General features: G+C 58.8%; 3 protein-coding genes. 1 reads left to right on the top strand and 2 read right to left on the bottom strand.

Annotated features, from left to right (window positions below):
• Nucleotides 1-17: 17 nt before the first annotated feature.
• Complete coding sequence (locus tag WBM93_RS07990; protein ID WP_424430569.1) at nucleotides 18-785, bottom strand: SDR family NAD(P)-dependent oxidoreductase; 768 nt, start codon at nucleotides 783-785, stop codon at nucleotides 18-20.
• A 66-nt stretch (nucleotides 786-851) separates the two neighbouring features.
• A complete protein-coding gene (locus WBM93_RS07995; RefSeq protein ID WP_424430572.1) occupies nucleotides 852-1,532 on the bottom strand; it encodes an OmpA family protein in 681 nt (226 codons plus the stop codon).
• A 163-nt stretch (nucleotides 1,533-1,695) separates the two neighbouring features.
• Here WBM93_RS07995 and WBM93_RS08000 point away from each other — a divergent pair.
• A partial coding sequence (locus WBM93_RS08000; protein ID WP_424430575.1) for a hemolysin family protein occupies nucleotides 1,696-2,578 on the top strand: 883 nt, incomplete at its 3' end.

Below are 2,578 nucleotides of genomic sequence, written 5' to 3' on the forward strand. Positions count from 1 at the left end.
CTGCGCGGAGAGATGGTCTAGCGGGAACCCTGGCCGTCATCGACCTTGATCACGGTTCCGGTCACCGCGTCGGAAGACGGCGACACCAGAAACAGCAACGTGCTGTCCATCTGCTCCGGCTGGGCGAGTCGCTTGCGCGGGAAATGGACCGAAAAGTCGCCCGATCGGGCCAACATGCCGTCCATCATCTCCGTTGCAAAGGCGCCCGGCGCGATGCCGTTGACGTTGATGTGGAATTTTGCCCATTCTACAGCCAGCGTCTCGGTCACCCGAACCAGACCTGCCTTGGTGGTGGAATAAAGCGCGGCGCCATTGCCGTCATACCGGGTGGCCGCAATCGAAGCGATATTGACAATCCGCCCCGGCATTTTCTTTTCGATCAGTGGGCGGGCGAATTCGTTCGAGAGGATAAACGCGCTGCGCAAATTGGTGTCGAAGACATCGTCGATCAGTTCGAGCGACATGCGCGTGGCGTGCTCGGCGTCGACGATTCCGGCGTTGTTGATCAATATATCCGGTTGGCCGAGCGCTTCGGCGACGGTCGGTATGATGGCCTGAAGCTGGCTGGCATCGCGAACGTCGAGCGCGAAAGCTTCCGCTTCGCCGCCATCCGCGCCAATTTGTGCGACCAGTGCATCCAGCTTGTCTTTGCGACGGGCGGTGCAGGCAACTTTCGCGCCGCAGGCCGCCAGCACCTGGGCAAAGCGCAGGCCGAGGCCGCTCGACGCGCCGGTAACAATTGCGGTGCGACCGCTTAAATCTAAGGAAAAATTGACTGTGGTCATAAACAGGCATCCTCTTCAAATTTCGAAGAGGATGCCCGTAATCTGTAGCTTGGTGCAAGCGCTAACTTAGTTGTTCAGATCAGCTTCAGCGATCGGAACAATCTTGATTTCAACCCGGCGATTGGCTGCCCGGCCTTCTTCGGTGGTGTTGCTGGCAATCGGCTGGCTTTCACCATAACCCTTTGTTGCCAGACGGGCCCGCTGGACACCGCTGTTGGCAAGGAAATTGGCAACCGATTCCGCCCGTCGTTCGGACAGGGACTGGTTGTAAGCGTCGCTGCCGGTGCTGTCGGTATGGCCAAGTACGTCGACATAGCTCTTCTCGTAGCGAGAAAGCGTGTTGGCGACGTTGCCCAATGTGGTCTGAAATGCGGGGCTAATCGCGCTGCTGTCGACCGCGAAGGTCACGTTGGAGGGCATGTTGAGGATTAGATTGTCGCCGTCGCGGGTGACGTCGATGCCAGTGCCGGCGGTCTGCTCGCGCAGCTTCTTTTCCTGTTCATCCATATAATAGCCGATGCCCGCACCAGCGAGACCGCCGAGGCCGGCGCCCACGATTTTGGCGGTTCGGTCGTTCTTGCCACCCAAAACGTCGCCGAGCAGATATCCGCCCACTACGCCACCCAGGCCGCCGATGGCAGCCTTCGAAATGGTCCGGTTTCCGGTTTCCGGATTGGTCACGCAGCCACTGGTCAGTGCCAGAGCACCAAGCGAAACCGCCGTCATTATTGATCTGTTCATCCGCATTTTCTTTCCCCTTGTAGGTATCTCGGTTCAATCAGGACTACGCCCCGCCGACCGGAAGGTTCCCTTATCGTCAGTTAAATGAACGGCGACTGACAGCAAACTTGAGATTGTGTAAAACTTGCTGCTAAAGGGCTTATGGCATTTCGCCCTTTCAACGGACAATATGACACCCTTTCCCTGGTTTGACGTCGCGATTATAATTATGCTGGTGCTGATCAATGGCGTTTTCGCCATGTCTGAGCTGGCAATTGTTTCTGCGCGGAAAGCGCATTTGCATAGCCTGGCGGACCAGGGCAATCGCGGCGCGCAAACCGCGCTCCGCCTGGCCAGTGATCCCGGCAAGTTTCTGTCCACCGTGCAAATCGGCATCACCCTGATCGGCATCGTTGCCGGCGCGTTTTCCGGCGCCAGCCTGGGCGGTCCGATGGCAGAGCGGCTGCAGGCGTTGGGGATGAGCTCCGATCTGTCCGGTACTGTCGGATTCGTGCTGGTGATCGGCCTGACCACCTATGCCTCGCTGGTGATCGGCGAACTGGTGCCCAAGCAGATCGCCCTGCGCTCGGCGGAGCGGATCGCGATAATCATGGCCCAGCCTATGGCGATATTGGCACGGATCTCGGCGCCGCTCGTCTGGTTGCTGGATAATAGCAGTGCCCTGATCTTCCGTATGATGGGGATGAAGCGCGACGAGACCAGCCATGTCACCGCCGACGAACTGCAGATGGTATTTGCCGAAGCGACACGCTCCGGTGTGATCGAAGAGCATGAGCGCGCCGTTATTGCCGGTGTCGTAAGGATGGCGGACCGGCCGATCCGCGAAGTTATGACCCCGCGGACCGAAGTAGACTGGCTGAATGTCGATGCGACAACCGAGGAAATTCACAAACGGCTGATCGGATCGCCGCACAGCCGGTTTCCAGTGGCGGAAGATTCAGTCGACGACATCCGGGGTGTGGTCCAGGCACGCGACATTGTCGCCGCGCAATTGGGTGGTGAGGTTCTGGATCTGCGCAAATTGATGCGCCCGCTCGAAAAAGTACCCGACC

This window comes from Parasphingorhabdus sp., assembly GCF_049667325.1.
In the GTDB taxonomy this organism is placed as follows: domain Bacteria; phylum Pseudomonadota; class Alphaproteobacteria; order Sphingomonadales; family Sphingomonadaceae; genus Parasphingorhabdus.